12 protein-coding genes, 1 tRNA gene and 3 rRNA genes are annotated in these 17,000 nt (G+C 45.1%); 6 read left to right on the forward strand and 10 right to left on the reverse strand.

Annotated elements, in window-relative coordinates; translation table 11 throughout:
* Positions 1-21 precede the first annotated feature (21 nt).
* Genes ACRRSY_RS07360 through rcsF form a run of 3 tightly spaced genes read right to left on the reverse strand, consistent with a single transcriptional unit; the run spans position 22 to position 1,722 of the window.
* A complete protein-coding gene (locus tag ACRRSY_RS07360; protein ID WP_432462866.1) occupies positions 22-642 on the reverse strand; it encodes an acyltransferase in 621 nt (206 codons plus the stop codon).
* Positions 632-1,402, reverse strand: coding sequence for a tRNA (N6-threonylcarbamoyladenosine(37)-N6)-methyltransferase TrmO (gene tsaA, locus ACRRSY_RS07365; RefSeq protein ID WP_432462867.1), 771 nt, complete (start codon positions 1,400-1,402; stop codon positions 632-634). Before tsaA ends, ACRRSY_RS07360 begins: the two co-directional genes overlap by 11 nt.
* On the reverse strand, positions 1,357-1,722 hold the full coding sequence (gene rcsF / locus ACRRSY_RS07370; protein ID WP_432453830.1) for an Rcs stress response system protein RcsF: 366 nt from the start codon (positions 1,720-1,722) through the stop codon (positions 1,357-1,359). The genes tsaA and rcsF overlap by 46 nt, the downstream gene beginning before the upstream one ends.
* Positions 1,723-1,888: 166 nt before the next feature.
* On the opposite strand from rcsF, the gene ACRRSY_RS07375 reads away from it, so the two are divergent.
* The 6 genes from ACRRSY_RS07375 (at position 1,889) to rrf (ending at position 11,476) form a co-directional block, all read left to right on the forward strand.
* A complete protein-coding gene (locus tag ACRRSY_RS07375; protein ID WP_432462868.1) occupies positions 1,889-5,194 on the forward strand; it encodes an ATP-binding protein in 3,306 nt (1,101 codons plus the stop codon).
* A gap of 140 nt (positions 5,195-5,334) precedes the next feature.
* Positions 5,335-5,895, forward strand: coding sequence for a D-glycero-beta-D-manno-heptose 1,7-bisphosphate 7-phosphatase (gene gmhB, locus ACRRSY_RS07380; RefSeq protein WP_432453828.1), 561 nt, complete (start codon positions 5,335-5,337; stop codon positions 5,893-5,895).
* Between the two features lie 501 nt (positions 5,896-6,396).
* Positions 6,397-7,939: ribosomal RNA gene (locus ACRRSY_RS07385) — 16S ribosomal RNA — on the forward strand.
* A 105-nt stretch (positions 7,940-8,044) separates the two neighbouring features.
* A tRNA-Glu gene (locus ACRRSY_RS07390) sits at positions 8,045-8,120 on the forward strand.
* A gap of 242 nt (positions 8,121-8,362) precedes the next feature.
* Positions 8,363-11,250: ribosomal RNA gene (locus ACRRSY_RS07395) — 23S ribosomal RNA — on the forward strand.
* 110 nt (positions 11,251-11,360) lie between these two features.
* Positions 11,361-11,476 (forward strand): 5S ribosomal RNA (gene rrf, locus ACRRSY_RS07400).
* Together the 16S, 23S and 5S rRNA genes with 1 tRNA gene alongside form the textbook arrangement of a ribosomal RNA operon.
* A gap of 696 nt (positions 11,477-12,172) precedes the next feature.
* Here rrf and ACRRSY_RS07405 read toward each other — a convergent pair.
* The 7 genes from ACRRSY_RS07405 to trpB all read right to left on the reverse strand — a co-directional run bounded on the left by ACRRSY_RS07405 (position 12,173) and on the right by trpB (position 16,973).
* Positions 12,173-12,415 carry a hypothetical protein gene (locus ACRRSY_RS07405; protein ID WP_432453827.1) on the reverse strand — a complete coding sequence of 81 codons (243 nt, stop codon included), beginning with the start codon at positions 12,413-12,415 and terminating at the stop codon, positions 12,173-12,175.
* Positions 12,416-12,530: 115 nt separating this feature from the next.
* On the reverse strand, positions 12,531-13,427 hold the full coding sequence (gene galU, locus ACRRSY_RS07410) for a UTP--glucose-1-phosphate uridylyltransferase GalU (RefSeq protein WP_432453826.1): 897 nt from the start codon (positions 13,425-13,427) through the stop codon (positions 12,531-12,533).
* Positions 13,428-13,638: 211 nt separating this feature from the next.
* Complete coding sequence (locus tag ACRRSY_RS07415; RefSeq protein WP_432462869.1) at positions 13,639-13,908, reverse strand: ComEA family DNA-binding protein; 270 nt, start codon at positions 13,906-13,908, stop codon at positions 13,639-13,641.
* Between the two features lie 131 nt (positions 13,909-14,039).
* Positions 14,040-14,339, reverse strand: coding sequence for a YciI family protein (locus ACRRSY_RS07420; RefSeq protein WP_432453824.1), 300 nt, complete (start codon positions 14,337-14,339; stop codon positions 14,040-14,042).
* Between the two features lie 2 nt (positions 14,340-14,341).
* Positions 14,342-14,905: a septation protein A gene (locus tag ACRRSY_RS07425; protein ID WP_432453823.1), complete on the reverse strand. Its 564-nt coding sequence runs from the start codon at positions 14,903-14,905 to the stop codon at positions 14,342-14,344.
* Positions 14,906-14,976: 71 nt separating this feature from the next.
* The gene (trpA, locus tag ACRRSY_RS07430) at positions 14,977-15,783 is read right to left on the reverse strand and encodes a tryptophan synthase subunit alpha (RefSeq protein ID WP_432459018.1); all 807 of its coding nucleotides are present in this window, start codon (positions 15,781-15,783) and stop codon (positions 14,977-14,979) included.
* On the reverse strand, positions 15,783-16,973 hold the full coding sequence (gene trpB / locus ACRRSY_RS07435) for a tryptophan synthase subunit beta (protein WP_432453821.1): 1,191 nt from the start codon (positions 16,971-16,973) through the stop codon (positions 15,783-15,785). The genes trpA and trpB overlap by 1 nt, the downstream gene beginning before the upstream one ends.
* Positions 16,974-17,000 lie beyond the last annotated feature (27 nt).

The following is a 17,000-nucleotide window of genomic DNA, read 5'->3' on the forward strand; positions in this document are numbered from 1 at the left end:
TAGCAGGCTAACTATTGTCTGTCAGGCCTTGTCACGTCGGTCACCGATGATTTTTGCAGGGTTTCCGGCAACAATCGCCCATTTGGGAATATCTTTGGTGATCACCGAGCCCATACCAATGACCGCATGGTCTGCAATCGTGACACCATCAATGATACAACAATTAGCACCAACCCAAACATCTTGGCCGATACGAATGCCTTTCGAGGTATTGTTTTGTTGCCAAACAGGGGTGTCAGGATGCATGCCATGATTAAAGGCGTATATTTTAACGCCATTGGCGATTCGGCTGTGGTTGCCAATGGTTACGCCCTTCTTCCCGCCATCAATTGAGCAGCCATGATTAATAGCAACATCTTCTCCGATTTGAATAGGCCCATGCAAAAAGCATTGAGCGGCCACGAAAGTGCGTGCGCCAAGTTCAATGTTTCGACCCGGTTCTGCAAATAGTTGGGCGTCGGGGGCGATGAAGCAATGTTCTCCAAAAGCAACGGTTTCCAGAGCACTTAGTTGTTGTTGTAGTTGCTGTTGCCAAGGTGTTGCCCACTCTAGGTGTTTCGCTTTGAGGTTAAAATATAACCAGGGCATCCATGCCAAACGTTGCTTATGTTGGCTCTGATAGTCGGGTGGCTTAACAGGCATACTGCACCGACAGAATAAGTAACTGCTGCGCTTCTGAAGGTAAACCGAATACCTGCCAGCGAAGGTTAAATTGGTAGAGTCTCACGCCATAAACTTTGTCATCCAGTTTAAGGCGTTTATAAGCGGGTCGCGGATCTTGCGCTAAGACTTGCTCGATGACTAAAGATTGTTCGGTGTTTATATTAAGCTGCAGCGCTTGTTGTTTCGCGGCGTCTGTCCAGCCAACAGATAATTCTGATCTGGGTTGGTTTTGTGCATAGCCTGCTTTTGCGTCGGTAACACTGTCACTATAGGGAAGGTAGGGTTTAACATCATATATTGGGGTGCCGTGAACCAAATCCCCACCTTTAAAATGTAACACTGGGGCGCTTGTATTACGTTCTACATGGCTTAGTTCCATCAGTGAAAGTCCAAGATGATTCGGTCTAAAACTTGAGCGAGAAGCCAATACGCCGACTTTTTTATTACCGCCTAAACGTGGGGGACGAACTTTGGCTTTCCAACCAGCTGAAATGTTTTGATGGAAAGCAAACATTAACCAAAAGTGACTAAACTGCTCAATTTCATCGAGCATGTCGAGATCATTGAAAGGTGCTGTAAATATCAGTTGAGTCGAGGTTGCAGTGACTAAACCGGGTTGTCGAGGGACTGAAAATTTCTCAGCGTAGGGCGACTGAATATAGCCTAAAGGCTCAATGGTCAGGCTCATAAATTCTAAATCTTGTAAGCTTTTCCGAAACAACTCAGCATCGCTAGGCATGCTGGAGGCTCATTAATGGGATAACACTGCTGAATGACGACAGCATTTGCGCCTAGTGCGGCCGCTTGTTCACGTAAATCATTACGCGCATCGACCATTTGAGGTGGCGCTTGATTGACTTTTTCTTGGCAACTCACACCTTCTATAATACCCAAGTATTCTGAATTTAAAGGGTCAATATGTTCTTCTGCGTAGATAGTAACATTGGCCGCGGGCAGATAGTTATCGAAATTTTGTTTGTCGATATTGCTGTTGAAAGAGTAATTACCGCTACAAGCTGTAGCCGTTATGGCCAGTGCGGCAAGAAATAATTGGCGCATAATCTTCCTAATAGTTATTTAACTTGAACTGAGTCATCGCTTGAGAGATTAGAGATGTACTTATTGATAATTTGAGGTTTATTATACCATCACTTTGTTGCACTTGCTGATGCTAATTATTTGTGATGAATAACTTGAAGGGTCTGGCGTTTACCGAGGAAGGGGAATGTATAAAGCTAATCTGCGTTTTCCGATTAAATCGAGCATAGCGTGGCGCAATAGTTTGCTACTGCTGACCATACTTGTCAGTTTAGCGGGTTGTCTCTGGTTTAGCCAAAGCCAAAATTGGCAACTTTCACCTAGATGGGTCATTTTAGTTGACCTTGGTATTCTTCTATCATCGTTTTTCATTAGTTTTTTATGTCGCTATTACTATCGCCGCAGCGATAGCTACTTCATGCTGGTATTTAGTCTCGGTTTCTTTACCTTGAGCGCTATAGAACTTTGTTTTTTTCTGGTTCGTTACCAACTGTTCTTTTCGTTTTCTGTTGTTAGCCATAGTCATTTAGTGATTTGGGCGGGGTTGATTTCCCGAGGGTGTTTAGCTTTTATTTTATTGACCTCGGGGATGTTAGTGCATCGGCTCTATCGGTTAGCGAACGGCGGTAAAATGAGTCCTTCAGTATTGATTATCGCCAGTGTTAGTTTTGCTTTACTTAGTATTGCCTTTCTATATGTCGTCTCTTTGCCTTTTATGCAAAGTTCATTAAGTTATTTGCAGTTACCCGCAGAGTTTGCAGTGAGCTGTGCTTTTGTTTTGCTGATTGTGTCTTATGGTGTAAGGCTACGCTGGTTAAGTGAACCGCTTGAATATGGTATCTTGATCTTCACCTGTATTCAGTTCGTTTTGTATTTCTGGGCTGCACCATCGCAACTTGCAGCTGATAATTTTATGCAACTTGTTATCGCTTTGAGTAAACTTTTTAGTTACTTGGTCGTGATTGCTGCCGTTTTTTTACAGGCTAAATCTGCTACACCGCTGAATGGCGGGACTCGGACTTTGCGCCGAGAATCTCGCTTGATCCGATTATTTGAACGTTCTCGGAACCGACAATATCCTTGGTTTGTACGGGTTAAAAACTCGCTTAGTAGTTATGTCTCTTTGCTGAGTGCTTGTTTAGTGGTGATGGGCGTGGCTAGCACCTCACTTATATTTTATTTTGCCTTTGTGTCAAGTTTAGAAAATGAACGAAAACAGCAGCTAAGTTTACATAGTTCTATTCAAGTGGAGCACTTGGATCGTCGTATCAAACTCGCTTATGACGAAATAAGTTTATTTTCAAGGCGAGATGTTTTAGTTGGTTTTTTCCAGCAACAATTTATTGAAGGGAATTTTATAAATATAGAGCCCTTATTTTGGAAACCTTGGTTACGTAGCAACATTAATAAGTTATTTTCGAGGGTGCCAGCTTTGCGAGCGGTGCATTTAGTTGTTGTGGCACAAGGTCAACAATTTGATTACCTATCGGTGGCTAAAGGAAAGACACCTGACTCACCTAAATCCTTGCTATTGCTTGCCGCACAGCAGCCTAGCGTGGTGCATGCTCAAGCTATCCGCGAAAATAATGATGATGTCTGGTCTTTGGCTAAGGCTGTGACGAAGAGCGATACGAAGAGCGATGGAAAAGTTGCTGCTATCTGGGTGTTTCAATATCAACAAAGTAGTGTGTTTAGTTTGGTATTACAAGAGCCTCCAAGCTATTTAGCCGATCATGGTTTGAGTGATTCAAATGGTGATGATTTGTTAGTTTTTGACGTTAACGGAGAGCGATTATGGCGTAAAGAACAAGTTATTGCTGTGAATGATGAATTTCAAGCTGCAGAGTATCAAAGGGTTAAGCAGCTACTGGCTTCTCCGGTGAAAAATGTCGCGGAACAAGTTATCAAATATGGCTCGTACCTTCTGAGCATCCAGCGATTAGCGTATATGCCTAACAATTCGCAAGAATATTTAGATTTGGTGCTGGTGGCTGATTACCAACGCACAATCGCTGGGTCAAAATTGGCAGCCAAGCAGGCTTTGATCGTGGCCTTAATCGTTATGGGTTTTATGGTGTTATTTGGCTGGTTTTTTGCACATACCATTGTGTCGCCGTTGCGTTATATCACGCATGCGATGTTGTTGTATGGTAAACGGAATCTTCGAGTCGTTTTACCAGAGCAATCTAATGATGAAGTTGGGGTGCTTGCGAGTACTATTAGTCAAATGATGGCAGGGATTGATAAACGAGCAGAACGGTTAAATAGCCAGTTGCAATCTTCTCGGAAAAATCAACAGCAACTCAAGCTTACACAACAAAAAGCTAAAGTCTCTACGCGAGTCAAAAGTGATTTTTTGGCGATGATGAGCCATGAAGTTCGCACACCTATGGACTGTATCGTCAATATGACTGAGTCATTGAGTTCATCGCCACTCAGTTCAGAACAGATGGAATATGTCAATACGATACGTTTGTCGAGTAAAGCCTTATTAGCCGTGGTAAATGATATTTTTGATTATTCAAAAGTTGAAATGGAGACTATGGCGCTGCGTTTAAATACCTTTAATCTGAAGTTAACCTTATCAGATGTTGTTAAGATGTTTTCCTTGCAAGCAAAGGAGAAACACATTCAACTGCGTTTAGATTATCCAGCTTCATTGCCTAGCTCATTTTTAGGCGATCAAGGGAAGATCCAGCAAATTTTCATTAATTTAGTCAGTAATGCCCTGCGGCATACTGAAGTTGGACATATTACGCTTAGTGTTCAACTTACCGAGCAGTCTACGTTAGGAGAAATGGTTGAAATCTCGGTGAGTGATAGTGGCGTCGGCATTTCTGAGGAAGCACAAGAAGATATGTTTCGCTCTTTTGCCAAGAGCGAAAATCTAAATCATCATTGTTTTGCAGACATAGGTTTAGGCTTGATGATATGCCAGAGACTTACGAGCCTAATGAATGGCGATGTAAAAATTCGCTCACGTCTTGGCTTAGGAACTGAAGTTTCGATTCATTTACCGCTCTCTAGTGTTGATAGCTATGATCAGCATTCTGTGAAGCGAACGATTGTATTGGAACGTCTATATGGGCAAGTTTTACTGATTGAAAGTGACATTGTTAAGCAGCGTATTGTTAGTCATGTTTTGAATAGTTTTGGGCTTAAAGTGATTCTCGCGAATAACGGACATGAAGCGATCGAAATGTTTAAAGGTTGGGGGACACAATTATCCTTGATCCTTATTAATTGCCAGATAGCGGATAAATCTGCCTTTCATGCAAGCTCGGTGATTCGAAACTTAGAGAGTAATACCCAACGGATCCCAATAGTTGGTTTGACCACTGATCTAAATGATGAAATGAAACAAGTTAGTATTGAATCAGGAATTGATGAAATGCTAATTCAGCCCTGTGAACGCGAAGTACTATATGGCTGCCTATCTCAATGGCTTGGTACGAATGCATCCGCGGGTAGGGTTATTCAGTCGAAAACCTAGCCAACTATTGCGTGATGTAAGCCGTTTATTGATCTTAGTCTAGCCAATTAAATAAGTAATTATCTGAACAATTGAAATAACCCATTCGCCTTTTAGTGTTGTAGAATCGGTAGTCTAGTTATTAAGATAAAGTGTATTCAATGAAACAAGCTGCAGTTTTCCTCGACCGAGATGGTGTTATCAATCATGACCATGGCTATGTATCTAAGGTTGACGATTTTGAGTTTATTGAGGGTGCAATTGAAGCGATGCAACAGCTCAAAAAAGCCGGGTGGTTATTGGTGGTGGTGACTAATCAAGCAGGTATTGCGCGAGGCTATTTCTCTGAGCAACAGTTTTTAAGCCTAACAGAATGGATGGATTGGTCCCTAGCTGATAGAGGCGTTGATTTGGATGGGATCTATTTTTGTCCTCATCATAAAGATTATGGTAGTGAGGATTACCGAATTGATTGCAATTGTCGCAAGCCAAAGCCGGGAATGTTACTTGAGGCTGCTAAAGAGTTAGGTATTGATTTGACTAATTCCTGGATGGTTGGTGATAAAGGCTCTGATTTGTTAGCCGCTAAAAACGCCGGAGTAAGCAACCGTATACTGGTGAAAGGACAATATCCGCTTAAAGCTGAAGAACTTCGGTTAGCGAGCAGCCAAGTATCATCATTGAAAGAAGCGGTGAGTATCATTCTGCAAGATGAACGCTAACAAGCATTAGGGTTACCGTGAAGGTTCCTCGTGATAATACTTAACTTGCTTGTTTTATCGACATTTTTTAGCCGGATACGCTTGCATTGTTCGATATCTGAGCAGTTAAACAAAAAACTGTGATTTTCTTCAAAAAAGGCTTGCACCGTAAGCGCGGATCCCTATAATGCGACTCCACTGACACGGCGGGCAGCACGCAATAGCGCAGCAGCAAGCGGTCAGGGTTGGTAAGACCTGAGGCTTTATCAGCGGCGGTTAAACGCTTCAAACTTTCCTTAGAAAAGTTCTTCGGAAAAGATTGAAAAAAGCGGTTGACAGTCACCGAGGATGGCGTAGAATGCGCACCTCGCTTCGCAAGAAGCAACGCTCTTTAACAATTTATCAAGCAATCTGTGTGAGCACTCACAGAGCACTAAGCGAAAAAAATTAGCTTAAGTGGACTGGAGTGACACACTGTTTTAACAGTAATAATTTCAGTATTTACTTTGAGCGAAAAAACTTTGATTGAAGAGTTTGATCATGGCTCAGATTGAACGCTGGCGGCAGGCTTAACACATGCAAGTCGAGCGGTAACATTTCTAGCTTGCTAGAAGATGACGAGCGGCGGACGGGTGAGTAATGCTTGGGAATATGCCTTTACGTGGGGGACAACAGTTGGAAACGACTGCTAATACCGCATAATGTCTTCGGACCAAAGGAGGGGACTCTTCGGAGCCTTTCGCGTAGAGATTAGCCCAAGTGGGATTAGCTAGTTGGTGGGGTAATGGCTCACCAAGGCGACGATCCCTAGCTGGTTTGAGAGGATGATCAGCCACACTGGGACTGAGACACGGCCCAGACTCCTACGGGAGGCAGCAGTGGGGAATATTGCACAATGGGCGAAAGCCTGATGCAGCCATGCCGCGTGTGTGAAGAAGGCCTTCGGGTTGTAAAGCACTTTCAGTTGTGAGGAAGGCAATATGCTTAATACGTATATTGTTTGACGTTAGCGACAGAAGAAGGACCGGCTAACTCCGTGCCAGCAGCCGCGGTAATACGGAGGGTCCGAGCGTTAATCGGAATTACTGGGCGTAAAGCGTACGCAGGCGGCTTTTTAAGCCAGATGTGAAATCCCCGGGCTCAACCTGGGAATGGCATTTGGAACTGGGAAGCTAGAGTTTTGTAGAGGGTGGTAGAATTTCAGGTGTAGCGGTGAAATGCGTAGAGATCTGAAGGAATACCAGTGGCGAAGGCGGCCACCTGGACAAAAACTGACGCTCATGTACGAAAGCGTGGGGAGCAAACAGGATTAGATACCCTGGTAGTCCACGCCGTAAACGATGTCTACTAGTTGTCTGTGGGTTTAACCCGTGGGTAACGCAGCTAACGCATTAAGTAGACCGCCTGGGGAGTACGGCCGCAAGGTTAAAACTCAAATGAATTGACGGGGGCCCGCACAAGCGGTGGAGCATGTGGTTTAATTCGATGCAACGCGAAGAACCTTACCTGCCCTTGACATACTAAGAACTTTCCAGAGATGGATTGGTGCCTTCGGGAACTTAGATACAGGTGCTGCATGGCTGTCGTCAGCTCGTGTCGTGAGATGTTGGGTTAAGTCCCGCAACGAGCGCAACCCTTATCCTTATTTGCCAGCACGTGATGGTGGGAACTCTAGGGAGACTGCCGGTGATAAACCGGAGGAAGGTGGGGACGACGTCAAGTCATCATGGCCCTTACGGGCAGGGCTACACACGTGCTACAATGGCATGTACAGAGGGATGCGAACTCGCGAGAGCAAGCGGACCCCAGAAAGCATGTCGTAGTCCGGATCGGAGTCTGCAACTCGACTCCGTGAAGTCGGAATCGCTAGTAATCGTGGATCAGAATGCCACGGTGAATACGTTCCCGGGCCTTGTACACACCGCCCGTCACACCATGGGAGTGGGCTGCAAAAGAAGTGGGTAGTTTAACCTTCGGGAGGACGCTCACCACTTTGTGGTTCATGACTGGGGTGAAGTCGTAACAAGGTAGCCCTAGGGGAACCTGGGGCTGGATCACCTCCTTATTATGAACGTTTATGTTTTGTGACGTGTTCACACAGATTGCTTGATAGAAGATAAAGAGAGAAGTTCTAGTGTGGTTTAGAACCAACGAGAACAGCTAACGCAGTGTCCCGTTCGTCTAGAGGCCTAGGACACCGCCCTTTCACGGCGGTAACACGAGTTCAAATCTCGTACGGGATACCATTTCTCTCTTGGTTTAAGAAAATAAAGCTAAGCATTATGTTGATACAGTGCTTAGCTTTGGTTTCTAAGAAGCCGAATGCTCTTTAACAATTTGGAAAAGCTGATAAAAAATATCTCAAAAATACGAGTTAAATAACAAGTGTTTTTGGTATTCAAAAAAATAAGGTGATCGTACTCGAGTGGCAGGATTTATACAGCCTGACCATTCAAGTGATTTAAGCGACAACATTTAGGTGTTGTATGGTTAAGTGACTAAGCGTATACGGTGGATGCCTTGGCAGTCAGAGGCGATGAAGGACGTGTTAATCTGCGATAAGCCATGTTGAGTCGATAAAAGACGTAATAGACATGGATTTCCGAATGGGGAAACCCACTGCATTTTATGCAGTATCGTAACGTGAATACATAGCGTTGCGAGGCGAACCCGGGGAACTGAAACATCTAAGTACCCGGAGGAAAAGAAATCAACCGAGATTCTGGTAGTAGCGGCGAGCGAACCCGGATTAGCCCTTAAGCTTCTTATAATTTAGTGGAACAAGCTGGAAAGTTTGGCCGTAGCGGGTGATAGCCCCGTACACGAAAGGTGATTTGAAGTGAAAACGAGTAGGACGGCACACGTGATATGTTGTCTGAATATGGGGGGACCATCCTCCAAGGCTAAATACTCCTGACTGACCGATAGTGAACCAGTACCGTGAGGGAAAGGCGAAAAGAACCCCTGTGAGGGGAGTGAAATAGAACCTGAAACCGTATACGTACAAGCAGTGGGAGCCTCTTTATGGGGTGACTGCGTACCTTTTGTATAATGGGTCAACGACTTAATTTCAGTAGCAAGGTTAAGCGAATAGCGGAGCCGTAGGGAAACCGAGTGTTAACTGCGCGCATAGTTGCTGGGATTAGACCCGAAACCCGGTGATCTAGCCATGGGCAGGTTGAAGATTGGGTAACACCAATTGGAGGACCGAACCGACTAATGTTGAAAAATTAGCGGATGACTTGTGGCTGGGGGTGAAAGGCCAATCAAACCGGGAGATAGCTGGTTCTCCTCGAAAGCTATTTAGGTAGCGCCTCGGACGAATACTAGTGGGGGTAGAGCACTGTTAAGGCTAGGGGGTCATCCCGACTTACCAACCCTTTGCAAACTCCGAATACCACTAAGTACTATCCGGGAGACACACGGCGGGTGCTAACGTCCGTCGTGAAAAGGGAAACAACCCAGACCGTCAGCTAAGGTCCCAAAGTCATAGCTAAGTGGGAAACGATGTGGGAAGGCTTAGACAGCCAGGATGTTGGCTTAGAAGCAGCCATCATTTAAAGAAAGCGTAATAGCTCACTGGTCGAGTCGGCCTGCGCGGAAGATGTAACGGGGCTAAGCTATGCACCGAAGCTACGGGTACTTGCTTTGCAAGTGCGGTAGAGGAGCGTTCTGTAAGCCGTTGAAGGTGATTCGTAAGGATTGCTGGAGGTATCAGAAGTGCGAATGTTGACATGAGTAACGATAAAGGGGGTGAAAAGCCCCCTCGCCGAAAGACCAAGGTTTCCTGTTCAATGTTAATCAGAGCAGGGTGAGTCGGCCCCTAAGGCGAGACTGAAAAGTGTAGTCGATGGGAAACAGGTTAATATTCCTGTACTTCGTATAATTGCGATGGGAGGACGGAGAAGGCTAGGCCAGCGCGGCGTTTGGTTGTCCGCGTTTAAGGTTGTAGGCTGGACACTTAGGAAAATCCGGGTGTCTAAGGCTGAGGATTGATGACGAGTCACTAAGGTGATGAAGTGGTTGATGCCCTGCTTCCAGGAAAAGTCTCTAAGCTTCAGATTATACGAAACCGTACCCCAAACCGACACAGGTGGTTGGGTAGAGAATACCAAGGCGCTTGAGAGAACTCGGGTGAAGGAACTAGGCAAAATGGTACCGTAACTTCGGGAGAAGGTACGCTGCTGTTGGTGATGGGACTTGCTCCCTGAGCTGACGGCAGTCGCAGATACCAGTTGGCTGCAACTGTTTATTAAAAACACAGCACTGTGCTAAATCGAAAGATGACGTATACGGTGTGACGCCTGCCCGGTGCCGGAAGGTTAATTGATGTGGTTAGCGCAAGCGAAGCTATTGATCGAAGCCCCGGTAAACGGCGGCCGTAACTATAACGGTCCTAAGGTAGCGAAATTCCTTGTCGGGTAAGTTCCGACCTGCACGAATGGCGTAATGATGGCCAAGCTGTCTCCACCCGAGACTCAGTGAAATTGAAATTGCCGTGAAGATGCGGTGTACCCGCGGCTAGACGGAAAGACCCCGTGAACCTTTACTACAGCTTGACACTGAACATTGACCCTACATGTGTAGGATAGGTGGGAGGCTTTGAAGCGTTGTCGCTAGATGATGTGGAGCCGACCTTGAAATACCACCCTTGTAGTGTTGATGTTCTAACGTTGTCCCGTTATCCGGGATGCGGACAGTGTCTGGTGGGTAGTTTGACTGGGGCGGTCTCCTCCCAAAGAGTAACGGAGGAGCACGAAGGTTGGCTAAGTACGGTCGGACATCGTACGGTTAGTGCAATGGCATAAGCCAGCTTAACTGCGAGACAGACACGTCGAGCAGGTACGAAAGTAGGTCATAGTGATCCGGTGGTTCTGTATGGAAGGGCCATCGCTCAACGGATAAAAGGTACTCCGGGGATAACAGGCTGATACCGCCCAAGAGTTCATATCGACGGCGGTGTTTGGCACCTCGATGTCGGCTCATCACATCCTGGGGCTGAAGTCGGTCCCAAGGGTATGGCTGTTCGCCATTTAAAGTGGTACGCGAGCTGGGTTTAGAACGTCGTGAGACAGTTCGGTCCCTATCTGCCGTGGGCGTTTGAGAATTGAAGGGAGCTGCTCCTAGTACGAGAGGACCGGAGTGGACGAACCGCTGGTGTTTGGGTTGTTATGCCAATAGCATTGCCCAGTAGCTACGTTCGGAACTGATAACCGCTGAAAGCATCTAAGCGGGAAGCAGGCCTTGAGATTAATTCTCACTAGGACTTTAAGTCCTCTGAAGGGCCGTTGGAGACTACAACGTTGATAGGCAAGGTGTGTAAGTGCTGTGAGGCATTGAGCTAACTTGTACTAATTACCCGTGAGGCTTAACCATACAACACCTAAAGGGTGTTGCTTATAGATACTTTATTTTAGAACCAAGAGTGCTTGTTATACTCGTGGGATATATCAGTTTTTTCGAATGTTAAAGACAACAAGTTTTTGCCTGGTGGCAATAGCGTTGTGGAACCACCTGAACCCATGCCGAACTCAGAAGTGAAACGCAACTGCGCCGATGATAGTGTGGGGTCTCCCCATGTGAAAGTAGGTCACTGCCAGGCACCTATTTTAAAAACCCAGCTATGTGCTGGGTTTTTTTATGTCTGAAATTGCCATGTGAAAGTAGGCTGGATATTGCCAGGCGCCTATTGAGAGAAAGCCTATCCTCACGGGATAGGCTTTTTTTATGTTTGAGATTTAGCAAGGGCTGTCAATTAGCAAGGGCAGCCAAGGCGAAGCAGTGTTCATGATGATGCGGGCTGCGAAAATTGAAGTCTGATCCTGCGATAAATCAGATAAATGCAGTTTTCACTATATGAAAAAGCCTTTCAGGATATGAAAGGCTTTTTTGCTTTCTAGACTTCGACTCTTGCGTAGGGAAGTTCGGGAAGAATTTGGACGCTCACATCATCTTTCCCAAGCACCTGTGTGCGCTTGTAGCCACGCTTAAAGGGGTAGATAGCCATGAAGCGAATTTTTAATCTAGGATCTGAGGTTTTTTAAAGAGTCGTTTCAGTTCATCAGGTGTATGCATGCGGATAAGTACTTGAATGAGCGATAAGCTATTAGATCAGATAGTTAGTGCAATTGTTATTAAATCAGCAGCCTCGAGTTCTTACATATGAGGGTGAATATCTAGAGTTTAGAATTTACATTAAAACCCTTAGAGATTATTCGGGTAATTGTTAACTGCTTATTGAGGCAACAGACATAAAAAAACGAGCTTAAAGCTCGTTCTTTATTTCACTGCTTAATAATTACTGAGCAGTTGAAGTGCTAGTAGAGGTAGAAGTACCACCAGTTACACTATCATTGCTTTGGTTTGATGCGATACCAACTACAGCGGTAGTAGCTACAACACCACCAACAACTGCGCCAGTTACACCAGCAGCACCGCCAGCAGCGCCACCGGCACCAGCTGCACCAGCTGCTGCTTCAGCAGCAAATACATTACCAGACATTGCCAAAGCGGCAGCTGCGACTAAAACTAATTTTTTCATGAAATTTCCCTGTATAAATTGTATAACTATCTCATTGTATGACTTAGTTAAGATGCTTTCCACATCTACTTACATATTTATCACTGATTACGATTATTTTCCAGTGAATCTGCGTTTATAATTTTAGTTCCTTTAGGTAGTTTTGAAAGCGATCTTTGAGTTCGGGGTGACGTAGCGCAAACTCTACGATGGCTTTTAAGTAACCAAACTTGCTACCGCAGTCGTGGCTTTTGCCCAGCATATAATAAGCTTGGGTTGTTTCTTTTTCCATCAAGCTTGCAATTGCATCGGTGAGTTGGATTTCATCTCCGGCGCCTGGTGGCGTTTTGGCCAACTCTTTCCATATCTGCGCAGATAAAACATAACGTCCAACGACAGCAAGGTTTGATGGCGCATCAGCGATGTTTGGTTTTTCAATGGTGGCTACCATATCAGCCGATTCACCGGGTTTGATATTATTGCCATTAATATCGACGATCCCAAATTTGCTGACATCTTCGTTAGCAACCGCTTCAACCATGATTTGACTAGAGCCCGTTTGGTTGTATTTGTTCACCATGTCAGCGAGGTTTTCAGTTTTTAAGTTCGATGTTGAGTCATCTAGAATTACGTCAGGTAACAATACCGCAAAAGGATTATCTCCAATCAGCGGATGTGCACACAGTATCGCGTGCCCGAGGCCCTTAGCAACACCTTGGCGGACATGCATGATGGTGACATCTTTTGGACAAATAGAGCGAACTTCTTCTAATAATTGTCGTTTCACCCTTTTTTCTAAGGTAGCTTCTAATTCAAAACTGGTATCAAAATGATTCTCAATAGAGTTTTTACTAGAATGAGTGACTAAAATTATTTCTTTAATGCCTGCCGCTATTGCTTCTTGGACTACATATTGGATCAATGGCTTATCGACGATGGGCAGCATTTCTTTGGGGATGGCTTTAGTGGCGGGCAACATTCTGGTGCCTAAACCGGCTACCGGTAGTACCGCTTTTTTGACTGATGTAGTCATACTCAGTTCCTTGAATAGGGAGGAATAATGCAGCGCACTTTAGCACGGAGAAATGACAATTAAAATTGAGTTTGTTAAGAAATGGGGAGGCTTTACACGAATTAATAAAATTTCTTTGAGAACATTAACTTAAAGATGAAGTTCGCCCTTGAATAGCTGTTTGATAGCGGGGTCAAGGGCGAGTGTTGTATCGAAAGGCTAAATCATTAATTTACTCGACATATAGCTTATCTTTATTATCCAAGTAAATTTTTTCTCCGATCCCTGGTACTAAGACAATTTGTTCAATGTTCTTAAAGTTGCCATGGGTTTGACGATATTCAATGATAGCTAATGATTTACTTTTACCTACGCCTTTGAGTGTCACTAGTTGTTCGGAGTTGGCGGTATTTAGGTTTAATACTTGGTTTGTTTCTTGGGCATAAACGTAGTTCATACTAGCAAGACAGAATATTAGAATTAGTCTTTGGATCAATCTCATGGTTTGCTCCTTTTGTGCTTAAACCATGGTTAACCTTAGAATAAATAGTTAAATAACAAATCACTCAATTGGGCTATTTAGATATGTACTACTAGTAGAAAGCTAGGCAGTAGACTTTGCCTAGGGATCTTTTAAGGAAGTGCTTTCTTGAAGGGTTTCACGATGACCTTAGCGTATACGCCGGCTTCGACATATGGGTCGGCATTTGCCCAAGCGACGGCTTGCTCCAAGTTTTGAAATTCGGCGATAACTGTTGAACCGGTGAATCCAGCTTCAGCAGGATCCTCTGCATCAATCGCTGGGTTTGGGCCTGCGACCAGCAGTCGTCCTTCATTTACCAGTGCTTGCAGTCGTGCTAAGTGGGCGGGTCTGGCTTGTTTGCGTTGTTCTAGGCTATTTTCTACGTCTTCAGCAAAAATTACATACCACATGCTTAATTATCCTCTTTTTCCGATAGCGATTGCTGCTGTTCTTTAGGGAGATGTTTATACAGATAAGCAACAGTTGCAACGGTGAATACCAAGGTTAGCCCAAGTAATCCAAATACTTTAAAGTTCACCCAGAAGTCTTCTGAAAAGTTAAAAGCGATGTAGAGGTTAAGCGTGCCACAGCTCATAAAAAAAAGAGCCCAAGCAACATTCACTTTACCCCATATGGATTCAGGAAGCGTCATCTCCTTACCAAGCATTTTTTTGATTAAGGGACTTTTGAAAACAAACTGACTGACTAATAAGACTAAACCGAATAGCCAATTGATCACTGTGGGTTTCCACTTAATAAAGTCATCATCGCGTAGAATTAGCGTGAGACCACCAAAAACCAAGATCAAGACAAAGGAGATTAAATGCATCTTCTCAATTTTTTTATTTTTTATGTAAGAGGCTGCTAAGAGAAGCGCTGTGGAAATGATTAACGCGAAGGTTGCTGCATAAATATCTTGCATTTTGTATACAGCGAAAAAAATGATCAATGGAATGAATTCGAAAAATTGTTTCATAATTCCTCAGGGCTAGCGGTAAATAAAAAGCCGCTAATTATAGCGGCTTTTGATAGTAGCAAGTTCTTCGCCTAAACGGTAGCGGCTTTCATTTGCGAGGCAAAGTCTTTGAGCGCGGTTAGCATTTGAGTCGGTTGCTCTAGATGATTCTCGATAAGTTTCACTACTGCCGATCCAGAAATTGCTCCAGCAGCGCCAGCTGCAATTGTTTCGGTTACTTGTTGAGGCGTTGAAATACCAAAACCAAGCAGTGCCGGTGGTGCCTGGTACTGTTTTAATTTGTCGAGTAGTTTACCCACAGGCGTACCGGCTTTGGTTTCGGTGCCAGTCACGCCTGCTCGACTAACCAGATAGGTGTAGCCTTGGCTATATTCGGCAACTTTTTTCAAGATCGTATCATCTGCGTTGGGCGGTGCGATAAAAATGCTTTGTAAGCCATGTTTATTGGCGGCTGCTCTAAAAGGCGCCGACTCGCGGATCGGTACATCGGCAACCAGTACCGAATCTACGCCTGCTTGGGCCAACTTTTGATAGAAATTATCAATCCCAGTTGAATAGACGAGGTTTGCATAGAGCAGTAAACCGATTGGTACCTCGGGATGTTTGGCCCTAATTCGGCAGAGCATAGCTAGGCAATCGGGGGGGGTTATGCCCGCTTGTAAAGCTCTTACGTTGGCACCTTGAATGGTTGGGCCATCGGCGACGGGATCGGAAAACGGGATCCCGAGTTCTAAGGCATCAGCACCTCCTTCGATTAAGGCGTCGATGATGGCGAGTGATTGCTCCATGGCAGGGTCACCTAAAGTTACAAATGGGACAAAGGCACCTTGCTTATCGGCTGCTAGGCGTTGAAATAGGTTTTGGTAACGTTGTGTCATTATAAGCCTCCTCTTTTAGCGAAGATATCTGCGACAGTATAGATATCTTTGTCACCACGACCCGACAGATTGACCACCAAGATTTGTTGTTTACTCTTATCTTGCTGCGCTAGCTTGAGAGCATATGCTAAAGCATGAGCCGACTCTAAGGCTGGGATGATGCCCTCGCTTTCAGCCAAGGTTTGGAAGGCTGCTAGGGCCTCTTCATCGGTGGCTGACTCATAGCTGGCTCGGCCGATTGAATTAAGGTGGGCATGCTGTGGCCCTACTGATGGGAAATCTAACCCCGCTGAAATGGAGTAAGACTCTTCAATCTGACCGTTAGGATCTTGCATTAGCAAAGAGTGCATGCCAAAGAACATACCTTTACGACCGTGCTTCAGTGGTGCGCCGTGTTGGTCGGTATCAATCCCTTTACCCGCAGGCTCTACGCCGATCAGCTGTACACCTTTTTCTTCGATGAAATCAGCAAAAATGCCAATGGCATTCGAGCCGCCTCCGACACAGGCGATGACTGCATCTGGCAAACGGCCTTCGGCTTTTAGAATTTGCTGTTTGGCTTCTTCGCCGATCATTTTCTGGAATTCCCGTACAATGGTAGGGAAAGGATGTGGGCCAGCAGCCGTGCCAAGTAAGTAGTGTGCGGTGTCATAGCTTGCTGCCCAGTCTCGTAATGCTTCATTGCAAGCATCTTTGAGGGTGGATGAGCCGCTATGTACCGGAATGACTTCTGCGCCCATTAATTTCATTCTGAATACATTGGGTTCTTGACGCTCACAGTCTTTTGCGCCCATATATACTCGACACTTGAGTCCCAGTAGGGCACAGGCTAGCGCAGTGGCGACACCATGCTGGCCAGCGCCCGTTTCGGCGATAATTTCATGTTTCCCCATACGTTTGGCAAGCAGTGCTTGGCCCAGTACCTGATTGGTCTTGTGGGCACCACCGTGCAATAAATCTTCACGTTTGAGGTAGATCTTGGTGTTGGTTCCCTTGGTCAGGTTACGACATAGGGTGAGTGGGGTCGGTCTACCCGCATATTCACTCAACAGGTGGTTAAACTCAGCGATAAACTCAGGATCTTGCTGAGCATCGATAAAGGCTTGCTCGAGTTGATCGAGCGCCGGTACTAGAATTTGTGGGACAAATTGCCCGCCAAATTCTCCAAAATAGGCATCTAATTTACTCATTGTTAGCTCTTATTCGTCATTAAAGGG

It is taken from the genome of Agarivorans sp. QJM3NY_33 (assembly GCF_050870865.2).
GTDB lineage: Bacteria > Pseudomonadota > Gammaproteobacteria > Enterobacterales > Celerinatantimonadaceae > Agarivorans.

Bases quoted from the DNA above. Each gene is read 5' to 3' on its own strand.
- ACRRSY_RS07360 (WP_432462866.1), bottom strand. From the start codon at position 642: ATGCCTGTTAAGCCACCCGACTATCAGAGCCAACATAAGCAACGTTTG.
- tsaA (WP_432462867.1), bottom strand. From the start codon at position 1,402: ATGCCTAGCGATGCTGAGTTGTTTCGGAAAAGCTTACAAGATTTAGAA.
- rcsF (WP_432453830.1), bottom strand. From the start codon at position 1,722: ATGCGCCAATTATTTCTTGCCGCACTGGCCATAACGGCTACAGCTTGT.
- ACRRSY_RS07375 (WP_432462868.1), top strand. From the start codon at position 1,889: ATGTATAAAGCTAATCTGCGTTTTCCGATTAAATCGAGCATAGCGTGG.
- gmhB (WP_432453828.1), top strand. From the start codon at position 5,335: ATGAAACAAGCTGCAGTTTTCCTCGACCGAGATGGTGTTATCAATCAT.
- ACRRSY_RS07405 (WP_432453827.1), bottom strand. From the start codon at position 12,415: ATGAAAAAATTAGTTTTAGTCGCAGCTGCCGCTTTGGCAATGTCTGGT.
- galU (WP_432453826.1), bottom strand. From the start codon at position 13,427: ATGACTACATCAGTCAAAAAAGCGGTACTACCGGTAGCCGGTTTAGGC.
- ACRRSY_RS07415 (WP_432462869.1), bottom strand. From the start codon at position 13,908: ATGAGATTGATCCAAAGACTAATTCTAATATTCTGTCTTGCTAGTATG.
- ACRRSY_RS07420 (WP_432453824.1), bottom strand. From the start codon at position 14,339: ATGTGGTATGTAATTTTTGCTGAAGACGTAGAAAATAGCCTAGAACAA.
- ACRRSY_RS07425 (WP_432453823.1), bottom strand. From the start codon at position 14,905: ATGAAACAATTTTTCGAATTCATTCCATTGATCATTTTTTTCGCTGTA.
- trpA (WP_432459018.1), bottom strand. From the start codon at position 15,783: ATGACACAACGTTACCAAAACCTATTTCAACGCCTAGCAGCCGATAAG.
- trpB (WP_432453821.1), bottom strand. From the start codon at position 16,973: ATGAGTAAATTAGATGCCTATTTTGGAGAATTTGGCGGGCAATTTGTC.